Below are 14,407 nucleotides of genomic sequence, written 5' to 3'. Positions count from 1 at the left end.
CTCTACGGTCCTGCTATGAGCACCCCCGCGATCCGGTTGTCCGGGCTCCGCAAGACGTTCGGCCCGGTCGAGGCGGTGGCCGGGATCGATCTCGAGATCACCGACGGGGAGTTCTTCTCGATGCTCGGGCCGTCCGGGTCGGGCAAGACCACCGTGCTGCGCATGATCGCCGGCTTCGACCGGCCGACCGCGGGCACCGTGGCGCTCGGCGGCCGTGACGTGACGCGACTGCCGGCGTACGAACGCGACGTGAACACGGTCTTCCAGGACTACGCGCTGTTCCCGCACCTCAGCGTGATCGAGAACGTCGAGTACGGGTTGAAGGTGCGCAAGGTGCCGCGCCGGGAGCGCCGAGCCCGGGCGGAGCAGGCTCTCGAGGCCGTCCAGCTCGCCGGCTTCGGCGGCCGGAAGCCGAGCGCGATGTCGGGCGGGCAACGGCAACGGGTGGCCCTGGCCCGGGCCCTGGTCAACCGGCCCAAGGTGCTGCTGCTGGACGAGCCGCTGGGCGCGCTCGACCTCAAGCTGCGCGAGCAGATGCAGGTCGAGCTCAAGCAGATCCAGCGCGACGTCGGCATCACGTTCGTCTTCGTCACCCACGACCAGGACGAGGCGCTGACCATGAGCGACCGGGTGGCCGTGTTCGACGCCGGCCGGATCGCCCAGGTCGGTACGCCGGAGGCGGTCTACGAGCAACCCGCGACACCGTTCGTGGCCGGTTTCGTCGGTACGTCCAACCTGCTCACCGGCGCGGCCGCGCGCTCGCTGACCGGCCGTGACGGCACCTTCTCCGTACGCCCGGAGAAGATCACCATCGGGGCCGAGGGCGCGCCGGGCACCGTCAGCGAGGTCATCTACGCCGGCCCGGTCACGCGCTTCGTCGTCGACCTCGACGCCGGGGCCCGGATGGTCGTGGTCGAACAGAACCGCCGTACCGGAAAAGCGCAGCGGGGGGAACGCGTACAGCTCACCTGGCAGCAGGAACATGTCATCGAGATCGGAGGAAACCGTGCGGCATAGAGCTCTCACAGCGGTTCTGGCGGCGGGTGTGCTCGCGCTCGCCGGGTGCGGTGGCGACGACGGCGGCGGCGACAGCGGCTCCGGTCCGGGCGGCATGAGCGTCCCGAAGATCGACAAGCTGGCCGCGGTCGGCGCGGGCGAGGGCACGGTCAACGTGATCGCCTGGGCCGGTTACGTCGAGGACGGTTCCACCGACCCCAAGGTGGACTGGGTCTCGGACTTCGAGAAAGAAACCGGCTGCCAGGTCAACACGAAGGTCGCGGGCACCTCGGACGAGATGGTCGCGCTGATGAAGACCGGCGAGTACGACGTGGTCTCGGCCTCGGGCGACGCCTCGCTGCGGCTGATCTACGGCGGCGACGTGGCCCCGGTCAACACCGATCTGATCGCCAACTACCAGGACGTCTTCGAGGGCCTCAAGAACAAGCAGTGGAACTCGGTCGACGGCGCTGCTTACGGCGTGCCGCACGGCCGGGGTGCCAACCTGCTCATGTACCGCACCGACACGGTCAAACCGGCGCCGACCTCGTGGAGTGCGGTCTTCGACCCCAACTCGCCCTACAAAGGCAAGATCACCGCGTACGATTCCCCGATCTACATCGCCGACGCGGCGCTCTATCTCATGAAGACCAAGCCCGACCTCGACATCAAGAACCCGTACGCCCTGGACGACACGCAGTTCAAGGCGGCCACCGACCTGCTGACCGAGCAGAACGAACTGATCGGCGAGTACTGGTCGGACTACACCAAAGAGGTGCAGGCCTTCAAGAGCGGCGACTCCGTGCTCGGCACCACCTGGCAGGTCATCGCCAACCTGGCCGCGGCCGACAAGGCGCCGGTCGAGGCGATCCTGCCCACCGAGGGCGCGACCGGGTGGTCCGACACGTGGATGATCTCGTCCAAGGCCAAGCACCCGAACTGCGGCTACCTGTGGATGAACCACATCATCTCGCCCAAGGCCAACGCCGGGGTGGCCGAGTGGTTCGGCGAGGCGCCGTCGAACAAGTTGTCGTGCGCGCAGACCGCCGACAAGGAGCACTGCCAGACGTTCCACGCCGAGGACGAGGCGTACTTCGACCAGGTCTGGTACTGGACCACCCCGCTCGCCCAGTGCGTCGACGGGCGGACCGACGTCACCTGCAAGGACTACGCGGCCTGGACGCAGGCGTGGACGACGATCAAGGGATAGGACGCCGGCGGTGGCAGCTGGCCGCTCTGCTCTCGGCGCCCCTGCTGTGGCTGGGCGTGGCGTATCTGGGCGCGCTGGCCGTGCTGTTCCTGTCGGCGTTCTGGACCGTCAACGGCTTCACCGGCGAGGTGGTCCGGGAGTTCTCGCTGCAGAACTTCCGGACCATCGTCACCGAGGAGGTCTATCGCAATGTCACGCTGCGCAGCCTCGGGGTGGCCGTCGCGGTCACCCTGATCTGTGTTGCCCTGGCCCTGCCGATGGCCTACTACATGGCCAAGGTCGCCTCACCCCGCGCGAGGCACTGGCTGGTCATCGCCATCCTGACCCCGCTGTGGGCGTCGTACCTGGTCAAGGCGTACGCCTGGCGGGTCCTGCTGGCCAACGACGGGCCCCTCGACTCGGTGGTCGGCACGCCCGGCTACGGCCTGATCGCGGTGATCATCGTGCTGACCTACCTGTGGCTGCCGTACATGATCCTGCCGATCTACGCCGGCCTCGAGCGGCTGCCCGACTCGCTGCTCGAGGCCTCGGCCGACCTGGGCGGGCGGGCCGGTCAGACGTTCCGCGGGGTGGTGCTGCCGATCCTGGTGCCCTCGATCTTCGCCGGTTCGATCTTCACGTTCTCGCTGTCGCTGGGCGACTACATCACCGTCCAGATCGTCGGCGGCAAGACCCAGATGATCGGCAACCTGGTGTACGCCAACGTGGGCGCGGCCAACAACCTGCCGTTCGCGGCGGCCATCGCCACCATTCCCGTGATCATCATGGTCGTCTACCTGACCGCGGTCCGCCGCTCGGGCGCCTTGGAGGAGCTGTGACGCGGTGGGTTCTGCGGGCCGTGATGGCGCTCGGCCTGTTCTTCATTTACGTGCCGCTGCTGCTGGTGCTGGTCAACTCGTTCAACGGCGATCGCACGTTCGGCTGGCCGCCGCACGACTTCACCACCCAGTGGTGGTCGGCCGCGTGGCGCAACGGCGGCGCCCGAGACGCCCTGTGGACGTCGGTCAAGGCCGGCCTCGGCGCGACCGCGATCGCTCTCGTACTGGGAACGATGGTTGCTTTTGCTGTTCAGCGTTTCCAGTTCTTCGGCCGGGACACGGTGTCGCTGCTGGTCGTGCTGCCGATCGCGCTGCCCGGCATCGTCACCGGCATCGCCCTCGACAGCGCCTGGCGCTCGGTGATCGCGCCGCTCGGCATCGGCAAGGGCCTGTTCTCGGTGATCGTCGGGCACGCCACGTTCTGCGTGGTCACCGTCTACAACAACGTTCTGGCCCGGCTGCGCCGCAGCGGCGTCAACCTCGAGGAGGCCTCGGCCGACCTGGGCGCGTCGCCGTTCCAGACGTTCCGCTACATCACGTTCCCGATGCTGCGCTCGGCCCTGCTGGCCGGCGGGCTGCTGGCGTTCGCCTTGTCGTTCGACGAAATCATCGTGACCACGTTCACGGCCGGGCCCGGCATCCAGACCCTGCCCATCTGGATCTTCAACAACCTGTTCCGCCCCAACCAGGCCCCGGTCGTCAACGTGGTCGCGGCCGTCCTGATCGTGCTCTCGGTGCTCCCGGTCTGGCTGGCCCAGCGCCTCGCCGGCCCCGAAGCGGGCGCCAGCCGTACCTGATTTTCGCTAAGGTGCGCCGCGTGGATGTCGCCCGTACGTTCCTGGAAGAGATCGACGCCCGCCAGCCCGAGGCGCTGACCGGGCTGTTCCTGCACGGGTCGATCTGCTGGGGCGAGTTCTTCGCCGGCAGCGACGTCGACTTCGTGGGCGTGTGGAGCAAACCGCCGGATCACACCGCGCTGGCCGAGGCGCACGCGGCGACCAAGGCCCGCCATCCTGAGTTGGTCTTCGACGGCTTCCACTGCGCGCCGGACGACCTGGCCGTCTCGGCGCTGACCGTAGGGCGGCGGCCGGTCTTCTTCCAGGGCGAGTTCGACCCCGACGGCAGGATCGACATCAACCCGGTGACCTGGCACGAGCTGGCCGAGCGGGCCGTCGTGATCCGGGGCGAGCTGCCACCCGTGCACACCGACCGGGCCGAGCTGCGCGAGTTCACCCGGAACAACCTCGACACGTACTGGCGCTCGATCCTGACCCAGATCGAACAGGGCGGCGACCTGGGCGAACTGGGCCGGCACGAGCCGTCCGTCGGCTGGGTGGTGCTGGGCGTGGCCCGTCTGCACCACCTGCTGGCCAAGGACGAGCTGACTTCGAAGAGCGGGGCCGGGCGCTACATCGTGGCCGAGCTGGACGAGCGCTGGCGCCGCCTCGGCCTCGACGCGCTGCGCATCCGCGAACGCCCGGACGACCCGACGGCCTACAGCGACCCGGCCGAGCGGGGGCGGGAGACGTACGAGTTCCTGCGCTGGGCGATCGACTCAGGCCAGCGGTAGCCCGGCCGACTGGGTCTCGGTCGGCTGCGGCGCGGCGTGATGGGTCACCACGGCGCCGGTCATAAACGTGCCCCCGACGGCCAGCGCGCCCAGCACACCCAGCGAGATCTGCTGCTCGAGGTCGCCCTGGTGGGAGTAGTCGGACTCGGTCACCACCGTGGTGCGGTCGTCGACGGTCAGCACGTACTGGCCGTCGCGCAGCTCGGTCGTGCCGTCGAGCCCGGCGAAGGCCACCACCACGGCCAGCCAGAACGCGAAGAACAACACCCCGGCCAGCATGCTCGCCCAGTGCGGCACGTGCGGCGGCACCCACGACGTCAGGCTCCACCGGCTGCGCGGGCGCGTCGTGCGGTAGTACCAGCGGTTGCCGATCACGCCGGCGATCACCCCGGGCACCGTCAGCGCCGCGGCCACGCCGACCGCGACCCCGGTCGGCACCAGGCTCGCCCCGGCCATCAGGGTGGCGATGAGCACGGCCGACCACAGCAGGCCGGCGGAGCACATCGCGGCGCACACGAGCATCCAGCGCTGGGGAATCATGCCCGGACGGTATCGGCCCGGCCGCCCCGGTGTGGCCGTTTCAGCGAGAGCGGGCCACGTCGTAGCGCAGCCACAGCGTGCCGTCGGCCTCGGTGTGCGAGGACAGCAGGCGCAGCCGGGTCGGGAACTCGCCGTCGGCCAGCGCGGGCCCGTCGAACAGCCCCGGCGTGCCGGCGCCGCCGATCGCGGCCGGCAGCACGACCAGCTGGATCTCGTCGACCAGGCCGGCCCGCAGCAGGGCGCCGTTGATCCCGCCGCCGCCCGAGGAGACCACGCAGGTGACCCCCAGCCGCGAGCGCATCCGGCGCAGGGCCGCCCCCAGATCGACCCGCTGGGTGCCGGCGACCAGGTAACTGATGCCCTCGCGGCGCAGATAGGCCAGGTAGGCGGCCGGCGTCGCGTGCGAGACGAGCACCAGCAGGTGTTGCCCGCCGGCCTCTTTCATCGTCCACCGCACCCGGCCCCGGCCGTCGACCACGGCGAACCAGCGCTCGGCCTCGACCGCCAGGAAGTCGTCGTACACGTCGTCGGAGCCGGCCGGTGGCAGCCCGGTGAGCGGACCGGCCGACGGCGGCACCATCGACCCGCTGCCCTCGAGCGTGACGGTGGGGGAGTAGAGCCGCTCGAGCTGGGCCGTGCGCGCCTCGTCGACGGCCTGAGCGCTGGGCGGCCGTAACGTCTCCCAGACCTTGCCGTCCTCGGTGGTCATCAGGGGACGGTCGCGGCGCAGGCTGACCCGCCCGTCGACGGTGGTGGTGACGGACACGACAACGCGAGGCTTTTCCATGCCTCCTTGGTAGCAGCGCCTTACGACACTTTCCGGGGTGTGTGCCGCCGGTAGGTGCTGACCGTCGGGTCGCCTTTGATCCAGAAGCGCCAGGGCACGTCGTGGGCCGAGGTGACCCCGACCCGCGGCCCGGCCTCGATCACGAACGGCGTGTCCGGGCCGTCGGTCACGGTGAGCGGGCCGGTGCCGTCGACCACGGACGTCCCGTTGGCGCTGCGGTCGAGCGCCAGCACCTGCATGAGCTTGGCCGGCCCGGCGGCCAGGTCGGTGCGCTTGCGCGCGGCCGGGCGGCGGTCCTGGGCGTACGTGAGACCGTCGACGACCTCGCCCGCGCGCAGCAGCACGGCGGCGGCGCGGCCCTCCTCGCCACAGACGATGTTCGCGCAGAGGTACATGCCGTAGATCTGATAGACGTACAGGAAACCGGCCGGTCCGAACATGACCTCGGTGCGCTTGGTCTTGCCGCGGTGCGCGTGCGAGGCCGGATCCTCGCCCAGACCGCTGTAGGCCTCGACCTCGGTCAGCCGTACGGTGACGTGATTCGCCGTGACGTGCCGCCCCAGCAGCAGGCGGGCGGCCTCGTCGACCGCGCCCGCGGGAAGATCGAGCCAGGATTCGTTCACCGGAACAGCCAAGCACATCCGGAAAACACGCGATGATGGCGAGGCAGGGGGTGAGCGATGCGTCCGGATCCGGATCAGCTCCAGCGATGGGTGCTGCGCGAGAGCGTCCCTGCCTCCGAGGTCGGCTCCCGGCTCGGGCTGAGCCGGGCCGCCGGGTACGGCTGGCTCCGCCGCTACGGCATCACCGCCGCCACGATGTACGTGTCGCAGGAACGTCTCACCGGCCTGTGGCGGGCCGGCATGCTCGCGTCCCGGGTCGCCGTCGAGACCGGCATCCCGCCCGACGCGGTCCGTGAGCGCCTGGTCGCCGCGGCCGTGCTGGTGCCCGACCGCAACTACTTCGTGGTCGGCTCGCCCGAGGACCCGCTGCCCGAGCACCTGCTGCGCGACTGGATCACCCGCGAGGGGTTCACCGCCGCCCAGGTGGCCGCGCTGACCGGCACCACCGTGCGCCAGGTGCGCTACCGGCTCGCCCGCTACCGCCTCTCGACCGGCCGTCCCGGCCCCGCCCCGCGCCTGCGCCGCCGCCTCACCCGCGAGCGGCTGGTCCGGCTCTATCAGATCGAGGAACTGAGCTGCCAGCGCATCGGCGACCAGGAGGGCGTGAGCGCCGAGGCAGTGCGGGAACTGCTCAAGGAGTACGGGATCGACCGCCGCCCCAGCGGCAGCCGGCGCTTGCGGTCGACCCTGCACCCGAAGGTGAAGCGGCAGCACCGCTACCAGGAGACGCTCGACCGCGCTGAAGCGGCCCAGGCCCGCGCGGCCGAACTGATCCGCGCGGCGCGCGAGGTGATGGCCCGGCTCTAGCCCCTACTCGGAGATCCAGGCGTGACCGGGGTGGACCAGGCGTAACGCGTCGTTCAGCCACTCCCGCTCACCGGCGGTGAGGACGGGGGCGACGGCCGCGAAGTCCTGCTCGTCCTTGGGCCGGCGATGCTTGGCCTTGAAGAGCAACACCACCTCGGGGCTGAGGTAGGGGATGCCGTCACGGTCGGTGCGCACCAGTTCCGCGTACGGCCGGCGCAGGCTCTCGTGGCGGCGGGAGATCCAGACGTCGCCGTCGTGCGGCTCCCGGAACACGTCGAAGCGCCACCCGTCGGCCGCCGGGTCGTAGGCCCAGGTCTGATACTGCTCGGCCAGGGCGGCCGGGGTGGCCGGCGCCACCCGGCCGTCGCCCGCGACATAGAAGGCCAGTTCGGGGAAGCGCCCCGCGATCGGCGCGAACCGCTCCCGCGGCACGCCGATCTCGAGGTCCTCGTGCTCGCGCAGGCCGCCGCCCAGGTGCAGGTCGACGGCCCAGCCGCCGGCCACGTACCAGGGCACGCCGACCCCGGCGAGGCGCTCGGCGACCTGCCGCGGGTGCCACGGCAGCCAGGCGTCGATGTCCGGTGTCATACCGGCAGCCTAGAGTTCACGCGTGGCCAAGATGCTCAAGACCTTGCTGCGCCGGGTGGCGGAACGTGTCGCCCCGGCCCGCGTCCCCGCGCAAGCGCCCAAGCCGGCTTCCCGGCCCCGTCATGTACCGACCGGTGACCGCGGCCGTCGCATCGAGTATTCGCCCGATCTCGACGGCGACGCCGATCCGGGCGAGATCGTCTGGACCTGGGTCCCCTACGAGGACGACCCCGCCCAGGGCAAGGACCGCCCGGTCCTGGTGGTCGGCCGCTCCGGTCGCGAGGTGCTGGGTCTCATGCTCTCGTCGCAGGATCGCCGCGGTGGGGAACACAACTGGCTGCCGATCGGCACCGGCGCCTGGGACCGCGAGGACCGCCCGAGTTACATCCGCCTCGATCGGGTGATCGAGGTCGACCAGGACGGCATCCGCCGCGAGGGCGCGATCCTCGACCGGTCCCGGTTCGACGAGGTTGCCGCTCGGCTACGCCAGGAGTACGGCTGGCGCTGAGCGCGCACCTTCGGTGGACAGCCGCCCGCGCGGACCGGATAGCGTTGGGGCCATGGTTAAGGACGTAATGACCGGTTTCGGCGGCAAGCAGGCCTGGCTCGCCGTCCGTCATCGGCCGGGCGCGACACCGGAATCGGTGATCGCCGCTCTCGGCCTGCGCGACCTCGGCCCGGTGCCGTGGCGCGACGGCATCGACCTGGCCCACCTCACCGACGACCGGGTGGCTGTCACCCCGCCCCTGCCCGGCGCCCGCGACGAGCAGTGGGTGCTGGCCACCGGCCGCTGGCTGCTGCGGCCCGACGTCTCCGTCGACGTCGTCGCGCTCTCGGCCACGCTCGGCGCCGAGGTGCAGTTCTTCGCCACCCACCGGGTCACCGAACTGCACCGCTGGCAGCGCGCCGCCGAGGGTGAGCTGATCCGCACTTTCGGGTATGTGGGGCAGACCGGTGAGGTCACGTCCTGGCACGGCGAGCCCGACCCGGCCGAACGCGAGGCCGGCCTGCCCGGCGTACTGGAAGAAGAGACCACTGTCCTGGTGGGCGAGAAGGACGTGCTCGCCGTGGCCGGGGCCTGGAGCATCGACCCGACCACCCTGACCGGCCGCGCGGCGCCGGGACCGCTGCGCATCGGCGCGGCCGACGGAGAGGGCTGACATGCGCAAATTCGTGATCATGGGAGTTCAGGGCAGCGGCAAGGGCACCCAGAGCGAGCTGCTCTGCCGCGACCTCGACCTGGTGCACATCTCCGTCGGCGACATCTTCCGGTGGAACGTGCAGAACCACACCAAACTGGGCGCCCAGGTGCGCCGCACGATGACCGCCGGCGAGCTGGTCAGCGACGACCTGGTCGAGTCGGTCGTCCGCGAACGGCTCGACAACCACGACTGGAACTTCGGCTTCATCATCGACGGCTTCCCGCGCAACGGGCGGCAGGCCGAATTCTTCATGGAGCGCTACGACATCGACGGCGTCATCCACCTCGAGCTCCCCGACGACGAGGTCCGCCGCCGCGTGCTCAGCCGCCGGCTGTGCCCCAACTGCGGCATGGACTACAACCTCATCGCCGACCGGCCTGAGGTCGAGGGCCGCTGCGACATCTGCGGCCACGAGCTGATCACCCGGGCCGACGACACCCCCGAGGCGCTCAACTCCCGGCTGCGGGACTACCACGAGAAGACCCGCCCGGTGCTCGAGCTCTTCGCCCGCAAGGAGTTCATCCACGACATCGACGCGTGCGCCTCGGCCGACGAGGTGCAGCAGTCCATCCGCGAGACGCTGGGCCTGCCGGCCTACAAGCCGGCTAGTACTTGATTCCGCGCTTGGTCAGCTCGGCCTCGACCGCGTCGCAGACCGCCTCGACCACGGCGAAACGCGCGTAGTGCTTGTCGTTGCCGGGGATGACGTGCCACGGCGCCCACGTCGGGTCGGTGCGCTCCAGCATCTCGTCGATCGCGGCCTCGTACGAGGGTCGCTTCTCGCGGTTGCGCCAGTCCTCGTCGGTCAGCTTCCACTGCCGTAGCGGGTCGCCCGACCTGTCCTCGAAGCGGCGCAGCTGCTCCTCGGGCGAGACGTGCATCCAGAACTTGACCATGATCATGCCCTCGTGCACAAGCGTCCGCTCGAACTCGACGATCTCGTTGTAGGCCCGCGACCACTGCTCCTTGGACGCGAACCCCTCGACCCGCTCGACCAGGACCCGCCCGTACCAGGAGCGGTCGAACACGGCCATGCCGCCCCAGCCCGGCAACTTCGGCCAGAAACGCCACAGGAAGTGGTGGCGTTTCTCGTCGTACGTGGGCGCGGCGAACTGTGACACCCGGACGAAGCGCGGGTCGAGCGGGGCGACCAGCCGCTTGATGGCGCCACCCTTGCCCGACGCGTCCCAGCCCTCGAAGACACAGCACAGCGGCGGCCCGATCTTCTGATCACCGATCTGACCGCCGAGGAGCAGCCGCAGCCGCAACATGCGCTGCTGTGCCTCCTCGAGGCGGGCCACGGCCTTCTTCTTCGAGATCTCGATCGGCGGTTCACCGCTACCCAGGCGACTCATCCGTACAGCATGTCCCCGTCGCGCCAGTTCCGCAGCTCCGGCTTTTCTTGGGAGCGCCGAAACCCGGTGTCCTCGCCACCGGGCCGTGCGGGACAATCGCCTGGTGACTCTCCTAGACGACCTGACATGGCGTGGACTGATCCAGGATTCGACCGACCCGGCCGCCCTGGCCGAGGCCCTCACCGGCGACCCGATCACGTTCTATGTGGGTTTCGACCCCACCGCCGCGTCGCTGCACGTCGGTCACCTCATGCAGGTCATCACGGCCGGCCGGCTCCAGCGCGCCGGTCACCGCCCGCTGCTGCTGGTCGGCGGGGCCACCGGCCAGATCGGCGACCCCCGCGAGTCGGCCGAGCGCTCTCTCAACTCGCCGGAGGTGGTCCAGGGCTGGGTCGAGCGTATTCGCGCCCAGCTCGCACCGTTCGTCACGTACGACGGCGACAGCGCGGCCACGCTGGTCAACAACCTCGACTGGACGGGCCCGACCTCGGTCATCGAGTTCCTGCGTGACGTCGGCAAGCACTTCCCGGTCAACAAGATGCTGGCCCGCGACGTGGTGCGCAACCGGCTCGAGAGCGGCATCAGCTTCACCGAGTTCAGCTACCAGCTGCTGCAGGCCAACGACTTCTACCAGCTGCATCAGCGGCACGGCTGCATGCTCCAGTTCGGCGGCTCCGACCAGTGGGGCAATATCACCGCCGGCGTCGACTTCGTGCGCCGCCGCGGCGCCGGCCCGGTCCACGCGTTCACCACCCCGCTGGTGCTCAAGGCTGACGGCACCAAGTTCGGCAAGAGCGAGGGCGGCGCGGTCTGGCTCGACCCCGAGATGACCAGCCCGTACGCGTTCTACCAGTTCTGGATCAACGCCGACGACCGCGACGTGAACAACTACCTGCGGTTCTTCAGCTTCAAGAGCCGCGAAGAGCTGGAAGAGCTTGAGAAGGCCACCGCCGACCGCCCCCAGGCCCGGCTGGCCCAGCGCGCCCTCGCCCTCGAGATCACCGCGCTGGTCCACGGCGACACCGAGGCCGAGCAGGCCGTCATGGCCAGCCAGGCGCTGTTCGGTCGCGGGTCGCTCGATTCACTCTCGGCCGAGACGTTGCGGGCCGCTCTGGGCGAGGCCGGGCTTCTTCCCGTACGCGGTGAGATGCCGAACTACAGCACGCTGCTGAAGGAAACGGGCCTGGTGGCCAGCGCCAACGAGGCCCGGCGCACCATCACCGAGGGCGGCGCCTACGTCAACAACGAACGCATCACCGACGGTGAGGCCGTGCCCGGCGCCGACACCCTGCTGCACGGCCAGTTCCTGGTCCTGCGCCGGGGCAAGCGCACCTTCGCCGGCGTCGAGTACTCCGCCTGACCGGCCCGTCGTCCTGACGGCCGCCCACCCGGTGGCCGTCAGGAAGTCGGCGCCCTTACCCGGCGGCCGTCAGGAAAGTCCGCGCCTCTACCCGGTGGCCGTCAGGAAGTCGGCGTAGAACAGGCTCAGGCCCGCCGCCACGCCGACCCCCGCGATGATCCAGAACCGGATCACGATGTTGACCTCGCTCCACCCGGCCAACTCGAAGTGGTGGTGCAGCGGCACCATCCGGAAGACCCGCCGCCCGGTGGTGCGGTACGACACGATCTGGATCACCCAGGTCACCGTGATGAGCACGAATAGCCCGCCGATCAGGATCGTCAGCAGCGTGGTGCGGGTGGCCACCGCCAACCCGCCCATCAGGCCGCCGAGCGCGAGCGACCCCACGTCGCCCATGAAGATCCGCGCCGGCGACGTGTTCCACCAGAGAAACCCCAGACAAGCGGCGGCCGCCGCGGCCGAGATCATCGCGATCTCCAGCGGATCGCGCACCTGGTAGCAGTAGTCGTTGGCCCGCGAGTAGGCCTCGTCCGCGCACCAGTGCCGGTACTGCCAGAAGCCGATCAACGCGTACGCCGCGAACACCAGCACGGAGACGCCGGTCGCCAGCCCATCGAGGCCGTCGGTGAGGTTCACGCCGTTCGACATCGCCGTGATGACGAAGACGAACACGAGCACCGAACCGAACTTCCCGACGTCCAGCCAGCTGATGTCCCTGACCAACGAGATGTTCTCGCTGGCCACCGTCTGCCCGTTGGTGCTGACGAAATAGAGCGCGACAACGCCGAACCCGACGCCGACGAGCCCCTGGCCGAGCAGCTTGCCCTTGGCGCTCAACCCGTCCGAGTTACGCCGGCGCACCTTGAGGAAGTCGTCGAGGAACCCGACCGCGCCACAGCAGACGAACAGTCCCAGCAGGACGAAGGCCGTCATCGTCGGCTCCTCCTGCGCGATCTGCCGCTCGGGGAGGGTGGTCAGCGCGATGTGCCCCGCGACATAGGCGATGACGGTCGCCACGATGAACGCGACCCCACCCATCGTCGGGGTCCCGCGCTTGCCCTCATTGCTGGCCAGCCCGATCGACCGGATGGGCTGACCCGCCTTGAGCGCGGAGAACACCCGGATAGCCACCGGCGTGACGAACAGCGAGACAAGAAACGCGACCGCCGCCGCGACGATGACCGCCCTCACGACGCCACCCGCACGGGATCCGGCCCAACGAGCTCGAGCATCCGGACCGGCGGCCCGCACCGGTAGTCCCTCGGGAGATCTTCAATCACGGAAGAGGAGCTTGCCATCCAACCCCCAGCGAAGCACCCCCGCCCACCCTCGTGCCGCGACAACTCACCACCCACGACCCGCTCAACTCCGCCCGCCCGCCTGTCCAGCCGCCGCCGTGTCGGCCCGCTCCCCACCTTGCTCGACGTGCTGCCGCTCCGTCCTTCCGGGGGCTGGCTCGACCGACCGCGCTTGGCGCTGGACCAGCTGACCTCTTGGCTCTGAACCAACTGGTCTTGTGGTTCTGGACCGGCGAGCTTCGTGTGTCGTCAAGAGGTAGAGGCGTGCGCCGAGGCCAGGCCGGCATTGCTCCCGGGCTGGCCTCGGCCTGCCCTACGAGCTGCCGGACCGGTTCGTCCTTGCTGTCTTGGTCCCCAGGTGGCTTCCCGCAGTGCCGGACTGGCTGGCGCCGCGTCGTATCGGACCGACGCGACCAGCCTGACATCGTGCCGGACTGACGTAGTGCCGACTGGCCCGACCAGACCGAGTGGTGCCGGACTGACGTAGTGCCGGACTGGCCCGACCAGCCTGAAATCGAGCCGGACTGACGTAGTGCCGGACTGGCGCGACCAGCCCGTGTGGTGCCTGACTGGCGTAGTGCCGGATTGACGCGAGCAGCCTGACGTCGCGCTTCGCCGGTGTCACGCCGACCAGGCGGCCTACGCGTGGTCTTGTGCTCCCAGTCTGGTGAACGCGAACTTTGCCGGCATTGAATACACCGCGTAGTTCCGATCTTGCGCGTTGTCCACAATTCCGCGCCGTCCACAGGAAGGGCAGCTCGCGCCCGCAAAGATCGTCCGTTTCCTCCACACTGACCAACGGGGGTCCCCCTAGGGAGGGTGGGCTGGGCACGATGGGCGCCGGCGTTGATCGAATGCGGCTTGAACTGCGGAAACGGCGTCGGTCGGCGAGTGTCGGACCTGAGGATCTTGGCCGAACGGGGTTCTGTGACGTGGTTCGCAGGGGGTCGATTTGGTGTCCATGCCAGGGGCCTGTAATGTTTACCGAGCCGCCAGGGAGACGGGCGAGCGAGCGGGACTCTTCGGAGGCCCGGAGCGGCCGTCCTGGGGGAACCCGAGAAATTGCCTCAGCAATAGCTGGTGTAGATTCTTGCGGGCTTGAGCAGTTCTGGATCGTGAATTTCCGGGAAGTTACCCGGGTTTGACGAGAAGGAAAAGCCCAAGTAAAGTCGAGCAAGTGCCCCGGAGCGGTTAGCCGGGTAGCGGTTGTTCTTTGAGAACTCAACAGGGTGCTTGATAAGCCAGTGCCAATT

17 protein-coding genes are annotated in these 14,407 nt (G+C 69.6%); 10 read left to right on the top strand and 7 right to left on the bottom strand.

All coding sequences use genetic code 11. From position 1 onward, the window contains the following. Nucleotides 1–15: 15 nt before the first annotated feature. The 5 genes from M1L60_RS38840 to M1L60_RS38820 are packed head-to-tail and all read left to right on the top strand — an operon-like array spanning nucleotide 16 to nucleotide 4,594. Nucleotides 16–1,017 (top strand): ABC transporter ATP-binding protein, encoded by a 1,002-nt coding sequence (locus tag M1L60_RS38840; RefSeq protein WP_253242578.1) that lies wholly within the window; start codon nucleotides 16–18, stop codon nucleotides 1,015–1,017. Continuing rightward, a complete protein-coding gene (locus M1L60_RS38835; RefSeq protein ID WP_253242577.1) occupies nucleotides 1,007–2,206 on the top strand; it encodes an ABC transporter substrate-binding protein in 1,200 nt (399 codons plus the stop codon). Before M1L60_RS38840 ends, M1L60_RS38835 begins: the two co-directional genes overlap by 11 nt. Then, nucleotides 2,185–3,024: an ABC transporter permease gene (locus M1L60_RS38830; protein ID WP_253242576.1), complete on the top strand. Its 840-nt coding sequence runs from the start codon at nucleotides 2,185–2,187 to the stop codon at nucleotides 3,022–3,024. Before M1L60_RS38835 ends, M1L60_RS38830 begins: the two co-directional genes overlap by 22 nt. After that, nucleotides 3,021–3,821 carry an ABC transporter permease gene (locus tag M1L60_RS38825; RefSeq protein ID WP_253242575.1) on the top strand — a complete coding sequence of 267 codons (801 nt, stop codon included), beginning with the start codon at nucleotides 3,021–3,023 and terminating at the stop codon, nucleotides 3,819–3,821. Before M1L60_RS38830 ends, M1L60_RS38825 begins: the two co-directional genes overlap by 4 nt. Nucleotides 3,822–3,841: 20 nt before the next feature. Then, complete coding sequence (locus M1L60_RS38820) at nucleotides 3,842–4,594, top strand: hypothetical protein (protein ID WP_253242574.1); 753 nt, start codon at nucleotides 3,842–3,844, stop codon at nucleotides 4,592–4,594. Here M1L60_RS38820 and M1L60_RS38815 read toward each other — a convergent pair. From M1L60_RS38815 to M1L60_RS38805, 3 genes are read right to left on the bottom strand one after another with little or no spacing between them, the layout of a single operon-like run. Further along, nucleotides 4,580–5,134, bottom strand: a complete 555-nt coding sequence (locus M1L60_RS38815; RefSeq protein WP_253242573.1) for a hypothetical protein — start codon at nucleotides 5,132–5,134, stop codon at nucleotides 4,580–4,582. The two genes, M1L60_RS38820 and M1L60_RS38815, sit on opposite strands and share 15 nt — an antisense overlap. A 40-nt stretch (nucleotides 5,135–5,174) precedes the next feature. Then, nucleotides 5,175–5,921, bottom strand: a complete 747-nt coding sequence (locus M1L60_RS38810) for a RibD family protein (protein WP_253242572.1) — start codon at nucleotides 5,919–5,921, stop codon at nucleotides 5,175–5,177. A gap of 20 nt (nucleotides 5,922–5,941) precedes the next feature. Continuing rightward, nucleotides 5,942–6,544: a DNA-3-methyladenine glycosylase gene (locus M1L60_RS38805; RefSeq protein WP_253242571.1), complete on the bottom strand. Its 603-nt coding sequence runs from the start codon at nucleotides 6,542–6,544 to the stop codon at nucleotides 5,942–5,944. Nucleotides 6,545–6,601: 57 nt separating this feature from the next. On the opposite strand from M1L60_RS38805, the gene M1L60_RS38800 reads away from it, so the two are divergent. Next, nucleotides 6,602–7,351 carry a beta/alpha barrel domain-containing protein gene (locus M1L60_RS38800; protein WP_253242570.1) on the top strand — a complete coding sequence of 250 codons (750 nt, stop codon included), beginning with the start codon at nucleotides 6,602–6,604 and terminating at the stop codon, nucleotides 7,349–7,351. A 3-nt stretch (nucleotides 7,352–7,354) separates the two neighbouring features. Here the strand turns inward: M1L60_RS38800 and M1L60_RS38795 are convergent, their stop codons facing one another. Next, the gene (locus M1L60_RS38795; RefSeq protein ID WP_253242569.1) at nucleotides 7,355–7,939 is read right to left on the bottom strand and encodes a nucleotidyltransferase domain-containing protein; all 585 of its coding nucleotides are present in this window, start codon (nucleotides 7,937–7,939) and stop codon (nucleotides 7,355–7,357) included. 31 nt (nucleotides 7,940–7,970) lie between these two features. Here M1L60_RS38795 and M1L60_RS38790 point away from each other — a divergent pair, with 31 nt between their 5' ends. The 3 genes from M1L60_RS38790 to M1L60_RS38780 are packed head-to-tail and all read left to right on the top strand — an operon-like array spanning nucleotide 7,971 to nucleotide 9,757. Next, nucleotides 7,971–8,447 (top strand): type II toxin-antitoxin system PemK/MazF family toxin, encoded by a 477-nt coding sequence (locus M1L60_RS38790; protein ID WP_253242677.1) that lies wholly within the window; start codon nucleotides 7,971–7,973, stop codon nucleotides 8,445–8,447. A 52-nt stretch (nucleotides 8,448–8,499) separates the two neighbouring features. Then, the gene (locus tag M1L60_RS38785) at nucleotides 8,500–9,099 is read left to right on the top strand and encodes a hypothetical protein (protein ID WP_253242568.1); all 600 of its coding nucleotides are present in this window, start codon (nucleotides 8,500–8,502) and stop codon (nucleotides 9,097–9,099) included. 1 nt (nucleotide 9,100) lies between these two features. Continuing rightward, nucleotides 9,101–9,757: an adenylate kinase family protein gene (locus M1L60_RS38780; protein ID WP_253242567.1), complete on the top strand. Its 657-nt coding sequence runs from the start codon at nucleotides 9,101–9,103 to the stop codon at nucleotides 9,755–9,757. Here M1L60_RS38780 and M1L60_RS38775 read toward each other — a convergent pair. Continuing rightward, nucleotides 9,747–10,496 (bottom strand): polyphosphate kinase 2 family protein, encoded by a 750-nt coding sequence (locus tag M1L60_RS38775; RefSeq protein ID WP_253242566.1) that lies wholly within the window; start codon nucleotides 10,494–10,496, stop codon nucleotides 9,747–9,749. The two genes, M1L60_RS38780 and M1L60_RS38775, sit on opposite strands and share 11 nt — an antisense overlap. Before the next feature lie 103 nt (nucleotides 10,497–10,599). Here M1L60_RS38775 and tyrS point away from each other — a divergent pair, with 103 nt between their 5' ends. Then, nucleotides 10,600–11,856, top strand: a complete 1,257-nt coding sequence (tyrS, locus tag M1L60_RS38770; protein WP_253242565.1) for a tyrosine--tRNA ligase — start codon at nucleotides 10,600–10,602, stop codon at nucleotides 11,854–11,856. An 87-nt stretch (nucleotides 11,857–11,943) separates the two neighbouring features. Here the strand turns inward: tyrS and mraY are convergent, their stop codons facing one another. Both mraY and M1L60_RS38760 read right to left on the bottom strand, forming a co-directional pair. Beyond that, nucleotides 11,944–13,047 (bottom strand): phospho-N-acetylmuramoyl-pentapeptide-transferase, encoded by a 1,104-nt coding sequence (gene mraY / locus M1L60_RS38765; protein ID WP_253242564.1) that lies wholly within the window; start codon nucleotides 13,045–13,047, stop codon nucleotides 11,944–11,946. 1,174 nt (nucleotides 13,048–14,221) lie between these two features. Then, the coding region (locus M1L60_RS38760) for a hypothetical protein (RefSeq protein ID WP_253242563.1) at nucleotides 14,222–14,407 on the bottom strand (186 nt) is incomplete at its 5' end.

It is taken from the genome of Paractinoplanes aksuensis (genome assembly GCF_024137025.1).
Taxonomy (GTDB): Bacteria; Actinomycetota; Actinomycetes; order Mycobacteriales; family Micromonosporaceae; genus Actinoplanes; species Actinoplanes aksuensis.
Note: the sequence above shows the minus strand (reverse complement) of the source record. Positions and strands in the feature narration are given on the sequence as shown.